This is a genomic window from Pandoraea communis, assembly GCF_902459745.1.
Lineage (GTDB): Bacteria > Pseudomonadota > Gammaproteobacteria > Burkholderiales > Burkholderiaceae > Pandoraea > Pandoraea communis.
Genome location: NZ_CABPSJ010000004.1, coordinates 688,787 through 706,299, shown reverse-complemented (window position 1 = coordinate 706,299; position 17,513 = coordinate 688,787). Strand labels below are relative to the sequence as shown.

Here is a 17,513-nt window from a genome sequence, read left to right as displayed (position 1 = left end):
GTGATGCCGCGACTACCGCCCGCGCCAATGCCCTCAGATCGGCACGGCCTGCCTGCCCGCCCGGGTGCGCGCAACGATCGTCTTCATGATCTGGGCCGTGCCGTCGCCGATCTGGAACCCGAGCACGTCGCGCAGCCGCTGCTCCATCACGCCACGGTCGTAACCGCCGTGTCCGAACATCAACAGGCACTGGTGAATCGTGTCGTAAGCCAGTTTCGGCCCCCACCATTTGCACATCGCCGCTTCGGCACTGTGCGGCAAGCCACGGTCCTTGAGCCACAGCGTTTGCAGGCAAAGCAGCCTCGCCGCCTCGACCTGGGTATCGAAGTCCGCCAGCGGATGCGACACGCCCTGAAATGCCGAGAGCGGCTTGCCGAACGCCTCGCGCTGGGCGACGTATTCCCATGTCTCGTCCAGCGCCGCTCTTGCAACGGCCAGCACCTGCAGGCCGATCAGCGCCCGCGAGAAATCGAACCCCTGCATCACCTGCACGAAGCCCTCGCCGGGCGTGCCGAGCACATGGTCGGCGGGAATTCGGACGTTCTCGAAGAACAAGGAACCGCGCCCGATGGCCCGCTGCCCATGACAGTCGAAGCGCTGCCGCGTGACGCCCGGCAGGTCGAGCGGCACAAAAAATGCCGAGATGCCGCGCGCGAGTTCAGACACCTCGCCGGTCCGGGCGAAGACAACGGCCGCGTCTGCCTGATCGGCCGCCGAGATCGATGTTTTCTCGCCGTTGAGCACGTAATGCGTGCCGTCAAAGTCAGCACGCATGCGCAGGTTCGCGGCATCGGAGCCGCCGCGGGGTTCGGTCAGTGCGATAGCCAGCAGCGTCTCGCCGCGCGTGAGCTTCTCCAGCCACGGCGTCACCACTTCCGGCTTGCCATGCTCGGCCAGAATCTGACCGTTGAGCGAGGCCAGCAGGTTGACGTACGACATGCTGAGATCCGCGCGCGCGATGGCCTCGTGAATCACCCCGGCGGCAAGACGCCCCATGCCCTGGCCGCCGTAGACTTCCGGCAGCTCGGGCGCAATCAGCCCCATTTCCCCCATCTCTCGCATGAGCGGACGGTCAAGCACACGCGTTTTGTCGCGCGCCTGAAAACCGGGCGCGATGCGCGCCTGGGCAAAGCGCTGCGTGTGCTCGGCCAGCGCCGCGAGATCGTCATCGAGATACGGATTGAGCATCGCGGTGTTCCTCGCTTATTTGGCGTACTTGCGGAAGTCGGGCTTGCGCTTTTCCTGAAACGCGCGCACACCCTCGCGCGATTCTTCCGTCTCGTAATAGAGCTTGAGCGCGTACATGCCCATGCCGGCGATGCCTGCCTGCTGTGCGGTGTCCATGTTGAACGAGCGCTTCGCGATGGCGATCGCCGTCGGGCTGCGCTCCATGATCTCGTCGCACCATTTCTGCACTTCGGCATCGAGCTGCTCGTGGGGCACGACCGTGTTCACCAGCCCCATCGTCAGCGCCTCGCCCGCCGTATAGCGACGGCACAGGTACCAGATTTCGCGAGCCTTCTTCTCGCCGACCACGCGCGCCAGAAACGCGGTGCCGAAGCCGGGATCGACCGAGCCGACCTTCGGCCCGACCTGGCCGAATACCGCCTTTTCCGACGCGATCGTAAAGTCGCATAAGGTGCAGATGACGTTGCCGCCACCAATCGCATATCCCTGCACACGAGCGATGACCGGTTTGGGGACGTCGCGAATCGCGTTGTGCAGTTCCTCCATCGGCAAACCGATGGTGCCGCGTCCGTCGTACTGCCCTTCATGCGCCGACTGGTCGCCGCCCGTGCAGAACGCTTTCTCGCCCGCACCGGCGAGCACGATGCTGCCGATCTCCCTGTCGTAACCCGCTTTGTTGATCGCGTGAATCAGTTCGTCGCAGGTGCGCCCGCGAAACGCATTCATCTTGTCCGGGCGGTTGATCGTGATCCACGCCGCGCCGTTACGCACTTCATACAGAATGTCTTCGTAGTTCATTGTCTTGATCCTCGCCGCCGGCCGCTTGACGTTCGGCCGTGTGCGGCATCGTCGTGATGGGGAAACGTCAGCCGTTCATCGTGAGTCCGCCCGACACGCTCAGCACCTGACCGGTGACGAACGCAGCGTCGTCGCTGGCGAAGAAAGCAATCGCGCCGGGCAGATCGCTCGCCTGGCCGATGCGGCCCAACGGAATCGCCTTCGTGAATGCCTCAACCAGCTTCTCGGGGTTGCCTGCGCCTTCCTTGTAGTCGGCAAACAGCGCCGTGTCGGTCGGCCCCGGACACACCACGTTCACAGTGATGCCGTGGCGCGCATGTTCGCGGGCGATCGTTTTCGAGAACGCCACGATTCCGCCTTTACAGGCTGCATAGACTGCCTCGCCGGAGGAGCCGACCCGCGCGGCGTCGGACGCGATGTTGACGATCCGCCCGCTGCGCCGCGCCACCATCTCGGGTAACACCGCGTGATGCATGTGCAACGCGCCAACCAGGTTGATGGCAATCAGCCGTTCCCACTCGGCAGGCGCCGTCTTGGTAAAGGGCTTGAAGATGTCCCAGCCGGCGTTATTGACAAGCACGCTCACCGGACCGAACGCGTGCGAGACGGCGGCGACCGCCGAGTCGACCTGCTCGCGCACGGTGATGTCGCACGCAAACGCTTGCGCTTGCCCCCCCGCTTCGACAATTTCCCCGGCGACACGCTGTGCCGCTGCCAAGTCGCGATCGAACACGGCCACGGCCGCCCCCTCGCCTCCCAACCGATGGCATGTTGCCCCGCCGATCCCGCCCCCGCCACCCGTCACAATGACGGTCTTGCCTTCGAACCGCTGCATGTCCTGCCTCCAGAGTCGCTGGCGGGCGCGGTATCCTTGCTGACCTCGCAAGAGACCCGCCCGCCGATCAAATTACGTCAACATATTGACGTATACTAGACACGAGATCGGCGATGCGCAAGCATGCAAATGCGGAGTTATCGACATGGAAAACCCTAAGAAAAATACAGAAATTACGCGTATGGAGTTGGCTAACCGGTTGTTTTTCCGGCTTTACCAATGCGCAAATATGTTGCACAAAACCGGCACGAGAGCGGTGGAGAGTCTTGGTCTGACGACGCAACAGTGGGCCGTGCTGGGGGCACTGTCCCGGCCGGAAGTCCCCGACGGCATGAGCGTGGGCGATCTGGCCCGCTATCTGATGGTGAGCCGCCAGAACCTGTCCGGCCTGATCAGCCGCATGGAACGCGACGGCCACATCGTCAGCACACCTGACGGACGCGACCGGCGCTCACGCCGCATCACGATGACCGAGCACGGTCACCATGTCTGGCACCGTGAGGCCGTGCCGCGCATTCACGACTATTACGAACGGGCGCTGGACGAGTTCTCGACGGGGGATATCACCCACACCCTGCACTACCTGCTCAAGCTGCTCGAGAACATGAAGCAGATTGACGAGATCTCCGGATCGGAGAGCGAAACGACAGACACCGCCAAGGCAGATGCCTCACGCACCTGAAAGTCAGGTCGTATGGCGTCCGACAAAAAATAAAACAAGCGCAACTGACGAAAAGCGTTCGGCGCAGCGTCTCCGGCCGCGACCATGAATGACCCGCAAGCCCTTGCCGGGCTTGCCTCCCAGCAAATCTCACCGCCCGATGCAATAAGCCATTAACTAGCATCCTAATTATTAGTTAACATATAATCTTTCACCATGACCTCGTTAGAATCGCTCCGCTTCGTCTTTACCAGCCATCTGCTGCTGGCGGGCAAGCAATGGCGTCAGATTTCGCAGGGCGCGATCGTCGAATATGGAATTTCCGCGGCGAGCGCCGGCCCATTGCTGTTCATCCGCCGTCTTGGTCAGGGAGTGCGTCAGGTCGAGCTTGCCGAATACGTCGGGCTCGAAGGCGCGTCTCTGGTGCGCTTGCTCGATCAGTTGTGCGCAGCCGGACTCGTGCTGCGTGAAGTCGACGCCAGCGACCGCCGCGCCAATGCGTTGCGGCTCACGCAGGCCGGCGAAGCGCTCGCCGAGAAGCTCGAAATCGAACTCAGCCAGTTGCGCGCGAAAGTTTTCGCAAACATTCCGCGCGAGGATTTCGAAGCGGTGTTGCGCGTGTTCGAAGCCATTTCCAGCGTAGCGAGCCCCGATGTGGGCGTGCTCGAGATGGAGCCCCCGAAGAAGTAGACCGTGCTCAACTGGCCATCCTCACGCGACTGGATTTTCTCGATCAAGGCGTTCGCCGCCTCGATGCTGGCGCTCTACATCGCGCTGGCCATCGGCTTGCCGCGCCCGTACTGGGCGATGGCCACGGTCTACATCGTGTCGCACCCGCTCACCGGCGCCACACGCTCCAAGGCGCTGTATCGCGTGCTCGGCACGCTGCTCGGCGCGGGCGCGTCCGTTGTCCTGGTCCCCGCGCTCGTCAACTACCCGGTGCTGCTGATGGCGGCCGTCGGGCTGTGGACCGGCACCCTGCTCTACATTTGTCTGCTGCACCGTTCGCCACGCAGTTATGTGTTTCTGCTGGCGTCGTACACGCTGCCGCTGATCGCCTTGCCAGCGGTCGGTACGCCCGACGGCATCTTCGATATCGCGGTGGCGCGTGCCGAGGAGATCATTCTTGGTATCGTCTGCGCGAGCGTGGTCGGCGCCGTAATCCTGCCCACGAGCGTGGCCAAGGTGTTGCACGACCGCTCGGCACGCTGGCTCACCGACGCCGCGCGCTGGACGGCCGACATGCTCTCGGCCGACCCGGAAGGCAAGACAACGCGCCACATGAGCCGCCACCGTATGGCGGCCGACATTCTGGCGCTGGACCAGTTGATCAGCCAGCTTTCGTACGATGCCGACACGTCGGAGCGCGTGCGCGACGCGCGGGAGTTACGCGGGCGCATGACCATGATGATGCCAGTGCTCTCGACGGTGGCGTCGCTCGTGCATACGTTACGCGAGCACCCGAACGGCGCGCCCGAAGCGCTCGAAGCGAAGATGGCGGACGTGGTCGCATGGCTGCGGCGCGGCGCGCCGTCGCCCGCCCCGGCTCACTTGCTGAGTCCGCCGCAATCGGCCGGAGAAGCCTCGGACTGGTATGGCGCGCTGGTCGCCGCCACCGAGGACCGGCTGCGCTCGCTGGTGCAACTCTGGCAGGACTGCGCGTCGCTGCAACGCCGTTTCGGCCAGCTCGACGATCAGAACCGCGGCCATGAATGGACGCCGGCTTTCCAGCACTGGGAGTTGGGTGGCGCACGCCACTACGACCACGGGCTGCTCTTGTTCTCAACCGTTTCGGCCGCGCTGTGCACGTTCCTCATGGGCATGGCGTGGATCTACACCGGCTGGAACGACGGCGCCGCCGGTGTCTCGCTCTGCGCCGTCGCCTGCTGCTTCTTCGCGGCAACGGATGAGCCCGCACCGTTCATCCGCTCGTTTTTCTGGGCGACGGCCGTGTGCGTGGTACTCGCCGCCATCTATGTGTTCTTCATCCTGACGAATGCGCATGACTTCGGTTTGCTCGTAGCGATGTTTGCCGTGCCGTACCTGCTGGTCGGCACGTTCATCCCGCAGCCTCGCTTTGCGATGGTGGCCATGCCCGTTGCGGTCAATACGGCAAGCTTTGTCGGCATTCAGGGCGGCTACAGCGCCGACTTCCAGGCGTTCTTCAACAACAATATCGCCGGTCTGGCCGGCGTGCTGTTCGCTCTGATCTGGACGTTACAAACAAGGCCGTTCGGCACCCGAGTGGCCATGCGCCGCCTGATTCACGCGAGCTGGCGCGACATTGCGAAGAACGCCATCGGCCGCTCGGTGGCCGAGCATGACCGCCTGCGCGCGCGACTGCTCGACCGCCTCGGCCAACTGGTACCGCGTCTGGCCGCGAGCGAGAGCGAAACGTCGAGCGACGGCTTTACCGAAGTGCGCGTCGAACTCTCGGCACTGGCATTGCAGCGCGAGCTGCCACATCTGAATCCATCGCAGCGCGAGGCCGTCGAGGCCGTGCTCACCGACGTGGCGCGCTTTTATCGAGCGCGACTCGACGAACAGGTGAGCGAGCCCGGCACCCCGCTGCACGACAAACTGCTGGGCGCGCTGCGCTCGCTGGTGGCCCATAGCGATCAGGCCTCGCGCAGTGCGCGCGCTTCGCTCATGGACATCCACGTAGCGTTGTTCCCGGCCACACGCCCCGTGAGTGTTCAATGAGCGGTGAGATCGATATCTACGGCGTATTCGTGCCGACGCTGCTGGCCCTGATGATCGTGGCTTTCGTGCTGACGGGCGCGCTGCGCTTCATGCTCGCGCGCATCGGCTTTTACAAACTCGTCTGGCATCGTTCGTTATTCAACCTTGCTGTGTACATCATCGCGCTGGGCGGCATCGTCGCCATCGCGCGCGCCTGCCAACCATGAAACTGAAACTTCGCTCTCTCGGCTCCGTTGTGCTGACGCTTGCGGTATCTTGCGTCGCGGTCTTCGTGCTGCTGCACTTGTGGGACTACTACACCGTCGCGCCATGGACACGTGACGGGCGCATTCGCGCCGACATCGTGCAGGTCGCGCCCGATGTCTCCGGCCTCATCACCGACGTCGAGGTCAAGGACAACCAGCAGGTGCACCGCGGCGATCTGCTGTTCGTGATCGACCGCGACCGCTACACGCTTGCGTTGCATCAGGCCGAAGCCAATGTCGCCGCGCAGCGCGCCACGCTCGCTCAGGCCCGCCGCGAAAACGCCCGCAACCATCAGTTGACGGAAGTCGTCGCCAAGGAAGTGGTAGAGGCCGGTCAGGCCAAGGTCGAATCCGGCGAAGCGGCCGTCGCGCAAGCCGAAACGGCCGTGCAACTCGCGAAGCTCAACCTCGAGCGCACACGCGTTCTCGCCCCTGCCGACGGCTACCTGAACGACCGTCTGCCTCGGGTGGGCGACTATGTCATCACCGGCCGCCCGGTGCTCTCCATGGTCGATGCGAACTCGCTGCACGTCGAAGGCTACTTCGAAGAGACCAAGATGCGCGGCATCCATATCGGCGACAAAGTCGAAGTGCGCCTGATGGGCGAGCGACATGTCCTGCACGGCCATGTGCAGAGTATCGTCGCCGGGATCGAAGACCGCGATCGCACGAGCGGCGCATCGATGCTGCCCAACATCAACCCCACCTTCAACTGGGTACGTCTTGCCCAGCGCATTCCGGTGCGCATTGCGCTCGACGACGTGCCCAAAGATATGCGCCTGGTCGCCGGCCGCACCGCGACGGTGAGCGTCGTGGAAAGTCAGCAGGACACGGCCGGTCAGTCGAAACAGGCGGATGCCGCGCCCACGACGCTGGCCGCCGCACGCGAGACCGGCGCCCGAGCAGGAGCCCGGCGGTGAGTACACGATTACGCCTGATGAGTGCGGTGGCGGCGGCCGCCGCGCTAGTCGCGGGATGCACGACCGTCGGCCCCGACTACCATCTGCCGGAAAACTCGGTGATGCGCTCGCACGAGGCCAACGGCCCCATCGCGAACGCCACACAACGCGCCGTGTCAATTGGCGCCGTGCCCGACGATTGGTGGCAACTCTACGACGACCCGAAACTCGACGCGCTCGTCAAAGAGGCGCTTGCCGCGAACACGGACGTTCGCGTGGCGCTCGCCAACGTGCAGCGTGCGATTGCGATGTATCACGAAGTCCAGTCGGAGAACTTTCCGCAGGGCGGCGTGCAGGCTAACGGAGGACGCGCCCAGCTTTCCGGCGAGAGTTTCCTGAAGGAAGACAAGCTGCCCGTGATCAATCTGGCCGCAGCGGCGCTGTCCATCTCTTACCAGATCGATTTTTTCGGCAAGCTGGCGCGTGCGGACGAAGCCGCACTCGCCGCCGCCGAAGCCAGTCAGGCAGCGCTGGATGTCGCTCGCGTGAGTGTGGCCGCCGAAACGGTGCGCGCCTATGTGCAAAGCTGCGCGGCCAATCAAGAGTACGACATCGCCGACGAGCAATTGCAATTGCAGGAAAAGAGCGTAGCGATAACGCGCAAGTTGGTCGACGCGGGTCGCGATCAATCCACCGATCTGCTGCGCGCTCAGGCGCAGGCCGACACACTGCGTGCCGCCCTGCCGCATTTCCAGGCGCAGCATGAAGCCGCAACCTATCGGCTTGCGGTGATGCTCGGCAAGGTGCCCGGCACGCTCGACGCCAACGCCTCACAGTGCCGCCGCATTCCTCAGTTGAATCACCCGCTGCCGGTCGGCGACGGCACGGCGCTGCTCAAGCGCCGCCCCGACGTACGTCAGGCGGAGCGCGAACTGGCGTCGGCCACGGCGAAGATCGGGGTCGCCACGGCCGACCTCTATCCGTCGATCCGCCTGGGCGCCTCGATCGGCGCGAGCGGGATGCTGGAACACTTCGGGCAAGGCCGCACGGAGCAATGGACCGTGGGACCGATGATTACGTGGTCGCTGCCAACCAACGGTGTGCGTGCCCATATCCAAGGTATGGAAGCCGGCGCCGATGCCGCCCTCGCCCATTTCGATGGCGTGGTGTTGAAGGCATTACAGGAAACGCAGACGACCCTCTCCGCTTACACTCGCGAGCTGCAACGCGGCGACGCCCTGCGCGACGCTCGCGACAAGTCGCGCGCCGCTGCCGAGCAGAATCACAAGCTCTATCAGGCTGGTCGCGCGCCGTTTCTGACCAGCCTCGACGCCGAACGCACCCACGCCAACGCCGAGGCAGCACTGGCCGCCTCGGAAACGCTGGTTGCCATGGATCAGGTCAATCTGTTCCTGGCACTAGGCGGGGGCTGGCAATCGAGCGCGGCGAACGACAAGACGTCGCTGGCCCAATCCCGTTCGACGCCGGCAGGTGGCGACACACCCGCCTCACCGGCACTGTCTACCCATTGACCGATTGAGATGTGAGGGGAAGTGGCGTCTTCTTGACGCCGCCCCTCCAGAAACACACAAGCCCCGTCGGGAACGAATCCTCGTGCGGGGCTGTGGCAGGTGACGCACATCGGCGTCGGTGAGTGGAATCGCGCGGCGCGGACAGGACTTGATGGTGAGTCGGGCGGGCCGTCGGCGAATCCGGAACTGCTATCGATAATCTCAGCGCTTATCCGAGCGCCGTTTAGTTGGCGGACGGCGCTTTCGGCGCGTCGACTTGGTTTTGCGCTTCAATCTTTGCCGTCAGCTTCTGCAACTGAACCGACTGCTCGTAGGTGTACGGGAAATTGAATTCCGTCACCGGCGAAAGACCAAGTTCACGCGCAGCTTGCAACTCAGCGCGCACATGGGCACGGGTCACACCACCCGTTTGGCTCTGATCTGCCGCAAATGCCGAGCCAGCCGCCATCGTCAGGCCAACGAGCGCGACCGCAGTCAACAGGTTCTTTTTCATGGAAAACTCCTTTTATCGTTCATATGACGCTCATGGACACGAAAACCGCCAATCAATCAGTTTTCGCCATGAATTAATTATAGTTTTCCCTTACTAATGAACCAGCCCTAAAACCACAACACACTATTTCGGAAATAGTGTGAATTCGGCCAAATTCAACGCCGAAATTGCGGGGAAGTCGAAATGAAATAACGCCGATCGCTCGAAGATCGTGTTATTTCACTGAATGGAAAGTGGCCGAAGCCGCCGGGCAAGAAGGCCGGATGAAAGTCGCCTCGTGAGCGACTGTAAAAATCACTCACGAGCCGGGGTCAATCGAGGAAGAATCAGGGTGAAATCAAACCGCCGCTGATTGCTGCGGCAATCGCCTGATGTCGATTGACGGCACCGAGCTTGCGCTTGGCGTTATTGATATGAAACGTCACGGTGTGTTCGGAGATCTTCAAAATCAAGCCGATCTCCCACGCCGTTTTACCGCGCGCCGCCCACAGCAGACTCTCGATTTCGCGCGGACTGAGCTTTCCAACGCTGCGACTCGCCACCCATTGCATGTCGAGTTGCTGAATCGCCTGATGAAAGTACACCGCGGTCAGATAAATCTCTCCGATCATGCGGGCTTCGTGCTCGGCTGATTCTTCGGGCGACTTTGCCGTCGCGGCGCTGAAGATTGCGCGCTCACCTGCGGCACCGTAGATTGGAATCGACACCCCGGACGCGAGACCATGCTCGCGGGCATCCGCGAAAATCGGATGCGGCCGCTTCTGAGCAAGAAAAGTCCGCCAAAGAATCGGGAGCGGCGACAAATTGGCCGCAATCAGAATCGGATCGACTTCAGCATAGCGTGCGGCTTGATAACGCTCGATCCACGACGCTGGAAATGTCGTAAAAATATGCCGGCTCGGCATACCCTGCGCCGAAATCCACTGATCTTCAATCTGAAATGCTGCGGCCTCTCGTTCCCGACGCGGCAGGAGCGGCGCGTAAAACAGCGCGTCATATCCGAGCGTGTGCCTCAGATTCTGAAACTCTGCGTCGAGTGCCTCGACCGAGCGGGCACCGAGCAGCCCCTCATACCGGTAAAGATTATGATGCATTGCAAATTGCACGTTTCTTGACGATTGCCGGCGAATTGCCGATATTCGCGCATTGTAGTCCCAGCCTTGTCGATTGCGGGCAGTAATTTGTCCCTGTGAAACGACAAGTCCATTTTAAGTGGAGTGCCAATCATTTCCCCATCCAAATCATGCGGCGTGGCTCAGCGCCTCCAACGCCGACATGACCTTTCGCAGTCCCGGGGCAAGCGGTTTGTCCTGACGCACGACAATCGCAAGCGTTCTCGATAGTTCGGGAGTGAGCGTCGAAATGCGTAAGCCACGGCGGTAATGTGCCGCCCCTACCGACATGCGCGGCACGATGCTGTAACCCAATCCCGCCGCCACCATTTCCTTGATCGCTTCGATGCTGCCCAGCGCCATGACCGGACGCACTCGCCATCCGGCTTGCAGGAACCACTCGTCGATCAACAACCGCGTGCTGCTCCCCGAGGCGAAAGCGACCATCGGTGCTGCCGCGAGCCTTTGCGGCGTGACCTCTGCCGCCCAACCCTGATCGCCGGCGGGAGCGATGGCAACGAACTCGTCGCGTAACACCGGCGTGATGTGAAGGCTGCGCCCTGCGGCAGGCAACGTGACGAGTCCGATATCCAGCCGGTTCTCCGTCACGGCGGTCACCACGTCGTCGGTGTTGCCGGTACTCACGCGAATGTCGAGCATCGGATGGCGTTTGCGCATCGCGCGCAGAATCGGCGGCAACAGATGAATGCAGGCCGTCGCCCCGGTCCCGATCGCCACTTCTCCCGCCACGTCGCTCGCGTGGCTCGTCAGCGCCTGCATGGCGTCTTCGACGGCGCTGTCGATGCGGCGAGCGTGCTCGAGCAACGTGAGTCCGGCGGACGTCGGCTTGAGCCGCTTGCCGACTCGCTCGATCAGCCGGACATTCAGCCTTTGCTCCAGTTGGCGAACCTGAAGGCTGACGGCAGGTTGCGAAAGATCGAGACGGGCGGCAGCCGCGGAAAAGCTCCCGGCATCGACGACTTCGGAAAACGTGTGAAGTTGATCCAGATTCAGGCGGCGCATCTCAAAGTTTTCCTTATGAACCGGATAAGATGCCAAGACTTTACCAAGAGATGGTGTTGGCGCACCATGCAGGCGTGTCTTCGCCCCCCACTCCAGCGGCTTCACTGCCGCCTATGTTCCCTGCCACATGCCCACCGCCATCACCCTCGGTCTCGCGCAATTGATCAACTGGGGCGTGAGCTTCTACCTGCCCGGCGCCTTCGCATGGCGTATCGCACAAACGACCGGCTGGCCGCAAACCTGGGTGTTTGCCGGCCCATCGCTTGCCATGCTGGTGATGGCCGCCGTCTCGCCGCTATCGGGCCGCTGGCTCGAACGGATGGGGGGGCGCCGCGTCATGTGCACCGGCACGCTCGTCTGCTCGGCGGGCTGCGCAACGCTTGCCACGAGCACAACCCTCGTTCAGTTCTATGCGGCGTGGTGCCTGCTCGGCGTCGGCATGCGTCTCTCGCTGTACGACGCCGCGTTCGCCACCCTCGCCGCGTGCTACGGGTCTGCTGCACGCCGGCCGATGACACAGATCACGCTCATGGGGGGACTGGCGACGACCGTCTTCTGGCCGCTGGGCAACTGGCTGGGCGATACGTGGGGATGGCGCACGGGAGTGCTGGTCTATGGCCTCATCGGCCTGCTCGCCTGGGCATTGCTGCGCAGCCTGCCGCCGACACCCTCCCGGATGCCGGCCGCCCATGCGGCCCGCCAGCCACGCTCGCCGCTGCCCTGGGCGCCCGCCCTGCTTTACTGTGCCGTCATGGCGCTGGTGTCGATTCTGTCGTCGGGGCTGGCAGCCCATCTGACGTCCCTGCTCGGTGCTCACGGCCTGCCGGTCGGACTCGCCGCCTTGTGGGGATTGGGACAGGTGTGCGCGCGCACACTCGAATGGCTTACGCCGCGTCAGACGAGCGCGGTCAGACTCAACCTCGTGGTCGGCTGCGGACTGCCGCTGTGCTTCGCGCTGGGACTTGCGGGCATGTCGTCGATGTACGCCGCAGGGGTCTTCATTTTCACGTATGGGGCCTTGAACGGTCTGGCCACACTGCTGCGCGCCGGCCTGCCGCTCGAACTCTTCGCGCACGACGCCTACGCGCGTGCGCTGGGCACCCTGCTCACGCCGGCGTTCGCGCTGTCGGCCGTGGCGCCTTGGGGGTATGCCGTGGCGCGCGAGCATTGGGGCGATGCGGCCATTCTCTGGGTGTCGCTCGTTATCGGTTTGCTGATCGCGGGGGCAGCACTAACGCTGCGGCGTCTGGCGCCGCCAACGCCCGTTCCACAAAGGCTTTCAGAAGCGCGATCCACGTCTTGACCTTGACGTCGATGGGCCAGCGCGGGCGTCGATCGCGTTCCCCCATAGCAAAACCCCGCCGGATCATGAGACCCGGCGGGGTTTTTCATTATCGCGGACGAACGGTACCGCGTCAGGACTCGCCCGTCTCCGGCTGCCAACCACCGCCCAATGCGCGATACAGCGCCACTTGATTGACCAGCACCCGCTGCTTCACGTCGATCAACTGTTGCGCGGCCTGAAACTCGCTGCGTTGCGCGTCGAGCAGTTCGAGGTAGCTCGCTACCCCGTTGACATAGCGGCGCTTGGCCAGACGAAGTCGTTCGCGCTCGCCGTCCGACACCCGCCTTTGTGCCTGAAACTGGCGCGTCAGCAGTTGCTGTGCAGCAAGCGCATCGTCCACTTCGGCGAACGCCGTCTGTATCGCACGCTCGTACGACACGACGGCCATCTCCTTGCGCACGTTCGCCAGATTCAGCCCCTGCATGTTGCGACCGCCTTCGAAGATCGGCACGGTAATCTGCGGCATGAACGTCCACACGCCGGTGCCCGCACTGAACAGATCCGCAAAGCGCGAACTGGCCGTACCAATGTCCGTCGTCAGCTTGATCGACGGAAAGAACGCGGCGCGCGCTGCACCGATATTCGCGTTGGCGGCGCGCAATCGCGCTTCCGCCTGGCGAATGTCCGGACGACGCATCAACAACGACGACGGCAGCCCGGCCGCGACAGGCACCACGAAGGTGTCGTCGAGCGTGGCGGCGGCCACCGGCTTTGCACCGACATCGCCGGTGAGCACCTGCAACGCGTGCACGATCTCGCTGCGCTGACGCTCGCGCTCGGCCAGCGCCGCCCGCGCCACTTCGACCTGTGTGGTCTCGGTGTTCAGATCGAGATCGTCGACCAGTCCGCGTTCGGCACGCAGACGAATGACGCGAATGCCTTCTTCCCGAGCCGTCAGCACCTCACGCGCGTAAGCGATCTGTTCGTTGATGGCCACGAGCCCGATGTAGGACGTGGCCACTTCCGCCACGAGACTCACCTGCGCCGCACGTTGGGCTTCTTCGCTCGCCAGATACTCTTGCAGAGCGGCATCGCTCAGGCTGCGAACACGTCCGAAGAAGTCGAGTTCGAACGCGCTCACGCCCGCCGTCGCGCGCAGGTCGTTGGCCACATAGCCGCCCGCGGTGTTGTTGCCGCCATTGAGCGAGCCCGTCGAACCGGAATAGCGCTGACGGGAGAACGTGCCGCCGGCCTTCACGCTCGGCAGCAGATTAGCGGCTTCGATGCCGTAAAGCGCGCGCGCTTCCTGCACACGCAGCGACGCCAGACGCAGGTCGCGATTCTGGTCGAGCGCTTGGCGAATCAGCGTGCGCAAGCCCGGATCGGTGAACACGTCGGCCCAGTCCGCATCGGCCGCGAGTGGGCTGGCCAGCGCCAGCCGCACGTCGCTGCCCGACGGGGCCGCTTCGTAGGTCGTGGGCATCGGGGCTGCCGGGCGCTCATACGTAGGCGCCAGCGTGCATCCGCCCAGTAACGCGAGCAGACACACACCCGCGGCGGATATCCCGCGCAAGCGGGGTCGAAACGTCGTCATACCTTCCCCTCGACGGCCGGCGCGCCATCGCGCGACGCGTCCGTACTCTCTGTCTCCGGCCGGCGCACAAAGCGGCCGACCAACAGGAAAAACAGCGGCACCAGGAAGATCGCCAGCACCGTGGCCGTCACGATCCCGCCGAGCACCGCCACACCGATGGCACGTTGCGCTCCCGACGCCGGGCCCGAGGCGATTGCCAGGGGCACCACGCCGAAACCGAACGCGAGCGACGTCATCACGATCGGGCGCAGACGCAAGCGCGCCGCCTCCACCGCCGCATCGAGCCAGGTCATGCCCTGCTTCGCCATATCGTTGGCGACTTCCACGATCAGAATCGCGTTCTTCGCCGACAGACCGATGGTGGCGATCAGCCCCACCTTGAAGTAGATATCGTTGGGCATGCCCATCAGGCTTACGGCACCAAGCGCGCCAATCACCCCGAGCGGCACCACCATGATCACGGCCGCCGGAATGGCCCAGCTTTCATACAGCGCAGCGAGCGCGAGGAACACGATCAGCACCGACAAGGCGAACAACATCGGCGCCTGCGCTCCCGAAATGCGCTCTTCGAGCGACTGCCCGCTCCACTCATAACCAATGCCCTTGGGCAGCTCGGCCATCAGTTGCTCCATGCGCGCCATCGCTTCACCGCTGCTCTTGCCGGGAGCGGCTTCGCCCTGAATCGTGAACGACGGATAGCTGTTGTAGCGTCTGAGCTGCGGCGAGCCGAGCTTCCACTTGAGCGAGACGAATGCCGAGAGCGGCACCATCTCACCGTTGGCGTTGCGCACGCGCAGATTGCCGATGTCCTCCGGCGAGACGCGTTGTTTGCCGTCCGCCTGCACGATCACCCTGCGATTTTCCGCACCCAGCATGAAATCGCCCACGTAGTCTGAGCCAAACATGGTGGCCAGCGTCGTGTTGACGTCGTCCATGTTGACCTTGAGCGCTTCCATCTTGCGCCGGTCGATGGTGACGTCAATCTGCGGCACGTCGCCCTGACCGGCGAAGATCACGTTCTTGAGCACCGGGTCTTGCGCGGCCTTGTGCAGTAGTTCGTCGCGCGCGGCAATGAACGTTTCCTTGCCAACGCCCGCGCGGTCCTGCAAACGCAGATTGAAGCCGTTCGACGACCCAAGTTCCGGCAGCGCCGGGCTGTTCATCGCCATCATCATCCGATCGGGCTGACCGGCGAACTTCTCGTTGACGCGGTCAACGACGGCCTGCACGCTGTCGTGCTTCGACGTGCGCTCATGCCAGTCCTTGAGCGTGACGTACAGCATCCCGCCGCCCGGCCCCGAGCCAAACTCATTCCATCCGCCCAGCACAAAGACGTGCTTGACCGGCTCGTCCTTCATCAGATAGCTCTCGATGCGCTTGAGCGCGGTCATCGCTTCGGGCAATGTTGCTCCCTGCGGCTCAGACGCCATCACCATGAAGCTACCCGTGTCTTCCTCGGGAATGAACGCCGACGGCAGACGCATGAACGCCAACGGCACGGCGATCAGCACGATGCCATAGACCAAGTACGCACGCCACGGACGGTGCAGCGTCTTGCTGACCGTGCGCGTGTAGCGCTCGGTGCCGAGGGCGAACGTACGGTTGAACCAGCCGAAGAAGCCGCGCTTCTGATGGTGATCGGCCGCAATCGGACGCAGCAGCGTGGCACAAAGTGCAGGCGTGAGCGACAGTGCGAGGAACGCCGAGAACCCGATCGACACCGCCAGCGTGAGCGCGAACTGCCGGTAGATGTTACCCACCGCACCCGAGAAAAACGCCATTGGCACGAACACCGTGACCAGCACCACCGTGATCCCCACGATGGCCCCGCTGATCTGCGACATCGCCTTGACCGTAGCCGCATAGGGCGAGAGGCCCTCCTCGACCATGATCCGCTCGGTGTTTTCGACCACGACGATGGCATCGTCGACCAGAATGCCGATGGCCAGCACCATGCCGAACATGGTGAGCGTGTTGATCGAGTACCCGAGTCCCAGCAGCACGCCGAAGGTACCCAACAAGGCCACCGGCACGACAAGCGTCGGGATCAGCGTGGCGCGCAGGTTCTGCATGAACAGATACATCACGAGAAACACCAGCACCACGGCCTCGAGCAGCGTCATGACGACCTTCTGGATCGAGACCTTCACGAACGACGCGGTTTCGTAGGGAATCTGATATGAGACGCCGGCCGGAAACAGTGCCGATTGTTCGTCCATGACCTTACGCACCGCCTTCATCACATCCACAGCGTTCGAACCCGCCGCCAGTTTGATGCCCATCGCCGTTGCCGGCATGCCGTCCACACGCGACGAATAGCTGTAATCGGCGGCGCCCAGTTCCACGCGCGCGACATCGCCAAGGCGGATGGCCGAGCCATCCGCGCGCACGCGCAGCGGAATGTCGGCAAACGCTTCCGGCGTCGACAATGCACTGTCCGACACCACGTTGGCATTGATCGGGGCTGACGCAGGCGTTCCGCCTGCACCGATGTCGCCGACCGTCACGCGTGCGTTGTAGGCGCGAACCTTCGAGACAACGTCCGGCGCAGTCAGGTCGAGTGCGACAAGCTTCGCCGGATCCGGCCAGATGCGAATGGCCTTTTCGGTGCCCCAAACCTGCACCTGCCCGACACCCGGCACACGCCTTAGCTGATTGACGACCTGTGCCGACGCAATCTCCCCAAGGTCGAACTCGCTGATCGCCGGATTGGCCGACGCCAGCGTAACCACCATGTGAATATTGTCCGCAGCACGCTCCACGACGACACCATCGCGACGCACGACTTCAGGCAAACGCGATTCGATGGTCTTCAGACGATTCTGTACCTCCACCGCAGCCAGATCGAGACTGGTGCCCTGGCGGAAGGTGAGGTTGACCGACGAGCGGCCGTTACCGCTGGACGCCGACGTGTACATCAGCCCCGGTGCGCCGTTCATCTGGCGCTCGATGAGCGCCGTTACGGAGTCTTCGACCACTTTCGCCGACGCGCCCGGATAGCTGCTCCACACGCTGACCGTCGGCGGCGCGATGTCAGGGTACTGCGCGACGGGCAGCGCCCGGATCGCGAGCACACCCACCAGCGTTATCAACAGGGAAATCACCCAGGCAAAGACCGGGCGATCGATAAAGAAACGAGCCATGG

At 63.5% G+C, this 17,513-nt stretch carries 15 protein-coding genes; 7 read left to right on the top strand and 8 right to left on the bottom strand.

Annotated elements, in window-relative coordinates; all coding sequences use genetic code 11:
* Positions 1-33: 33 nt before the first annotated feature.
* From aliB to badH, 3 genes are all read right to left on the bottom strand, one after another.
* On the bottom strand, positions 34-1,188 hold the full coding sequence (aliB, locus tag PCO31110_RS17865; RefSeq protein WP_150691021.1) for a cyclohexanecarboxyl-CoA dehydrogenase: 1,155 nt from the start codon (positions 1,186-1,188) through the stop codon (positions 34-36).
* A 15-nt stretch (positions 1,189-1,203) separates the two neighbouring features.
* A complete protein-coding gene (gene badI / locus PCO31110_RS17860; RefSeq protein WP_150691020.1) occupies positions 1,204-1,986 on the bottom strand; it encodes a 2-ketocyclohexanecarboxyl-CoA hydrolase in 783 nt (260 codons plus the stop codon).
* Positions 1,987-2,053: 67 nt separating this feature from the next.
* On the bottom strand, positions 2,054-2,821 hold the full coding sequence (badH, locus tag PCO31110_RS17855; RefSeq protein WP_010806947.1) for a 2-hydroxycyclohexanecarboxyl-CoA dehydrogenase: 768 nt from the start codon (positions 2,819-2,821) through the stop codon (positions 2,054-2,056).
* A gap of 145 nt (positions 2,822-2,966) precedes the next feature.
* Between badH and PCO31110_RS17850 the strand changes: the two genes are divergently transcribed.
* From PCO31110_RS17850 to PCO31110_RS17825, 6 genes are all read left to right on the top strand, one after another.
* On the top strand, positions 2,967-3,503 hold the full coding sequence (locus tag PCO31110_RS17850) for a MarR family winged helix-turn-helix transcriptional regulator (RefSeq protein WP_370855838.1): 537 nt from the start codon (positions 2,967-2,969) through the stop codon (positions 3,501-3,503).
* A 195-nt stretch (positions 3,504-3,698) separates the two neighbouring features.
* On the top strand, positions 3,699-4,172 hold the full coding sequence (locus tag PCO31110_RS17845; RefSeq protein WP_150620063.1) for a MarR family winged helix-turn-helix transcriptional regulator: 474 nt from the start codon (positions 3,699-3,701) through the stop codon (positions 4,170-4,172).
* 3 nt (positions 4,173-4,175) lie between these two features.
* Positions 4,176-6,185 carry an FUSC family protein gene (locus PCO31110_RS17840; protein ID WP_150691019.1) on the top strand — a complete coding sequence of 670 codons (2,010 nt, stop codon included), beginning with the start codon at positions 4,176-4,178 and terminating at the stop codon, positions 6,183-6,185.
* Entirely contained in the window at positions 6,182-6,391 is a 210-nt protein-coding gene (locus PCO31110_RS17835) for a DUF1656 domain-containing protein (RefSeq protein ID WP_010806951.1), read from the top strand. Before PCO31110_RS17840 ends, PCO31110_RS17835 begins: the two co-directional genes overlap by 4 nt.
* On the top strand, positions 6,388-7,350 hold the full coding sequence (locus PCO31110_RS17830; RefSeq protein ID WP_150691018.1) for an efflux RND transporter periplasmic adaptor subunit: 963 nt from the start codon (positions 6,388-6,390) through the stop codon (positions 7,348-7,350). The genes PCO31110_RS17835 and PCO31110_RS17830 overlap by 4 nt, the downstream gene beginning before the upstream one ends.
* Before the next feature lie 17 nt (positions 7,351-7,367).
* Positions 7,368-8,861 carry an efflux transporter outer membrane subunit gene (locus PCO31110_RS17825; protein ID WP_246189887.1) on the top strand — a complete coding sequence of 498 codons (1,494 nt, stop codon included), beginning with the start codon at positions 7,368-7,370 and terminating at the stop codon, positions 8,859-8,861.
* 223 nt (positions 8,862-9,084) lie between these two features.
* Here the strand turns inward: PCO31110_RS17825 and PCO31110_RS17820 are convergent, their stop codons facing one another.
* The 3 genes from PCO31110_RS17820 to PCO31110_RS17810 form a co-directional block, all read right to left on the bottom strand.
* Positions 9,085-9,354, bottom strand: a complete 270-nt coding sequence (locus tag PCO31110_RS17820) for a DUF4148 domain-containing protein (protein ID WP_150691017.1) — start codon at positions 9,352-9,354, stop codon at positions 9,085-9,087.
* A 326-nt stretch (positions 9,355-9,680) separates the two neighbouring features.
* On the bottom strand, positions 9,681-10,448 hold the full coding sequence (locus tag PCO31110_RS17815; protein WP_150691016.1) for a LuxR family transcriptional regulator: 768 nt from the start codon (positions 10,446-10,448) through the stop codon (positions 9,681-9,683).
* Between the two features lie 147 nt (positions 10,449-10,595).
* On the bottom strand, positions 10,596-11,489 hold the full coding sequence (locus PCO31110_RS17810) for a LysR family transcriptional regulator (RefSeq protein WP_150691015.1): 894 nt from the start codon (positions 11,487-11,489) through the stop codon (positions 10,596-10,598).
* Positions 11,490-11,616: 127 nt separating this feature from the next.
* Here PCO31110_RS17810 and PCO31110_RS17805 point away from each other — a divergent pair, with 127 nt between their 5' ends.
* A complete protein-coding gene (locus tag PCO31110_RS17805; RefSeq protein ID WP_150691014.1) occupies positions 11,617-12,792 on the top strand; it encodes an MFS transporter in 1,176 nt (391 codons plus the stop codon).
* A gap of 112 nt (positions 12,793-12,904) precedes the next feature.
* On the opposite strand, the gene PCO31110_RS17800 is transcribed toward PCO31110_RS17805, so the two are convergent.
* Both PCO31110_RS17800 and PCO31110_RS17795 read right to left on the bottom strand, forming a co-directional pair.
* Positions 12,905-14,368 (bottom strand): efflux transporter outer membrane subunit, encoded by a 1,464-nt coding sequence (locus PCO31110_RS17800; RefSeq protein ID WP_150691013.1) that lies wholly within the window; start codon positions 14,366-14,368, stop codon positions 12,905-12,907.
* Positions 14,365-17,511, bottom strand: a complete 3,147-nt coding sequence (locus tag PCO31110_RS17795; RefSeq protein ID WP_150691012.1) for a multidrug efflux RND transporter permease subunit — start codon at positions 17,509-17,511, stop codon at positions 14,365-14,367. The genes PCO31110_RS17800 and PCO31110_RS17795 overlap by 4 nt, the downstream gene beginning before the upstream one ends.
* Positions 17,512-17,513 lie beyond the last annotated feature (2 nt).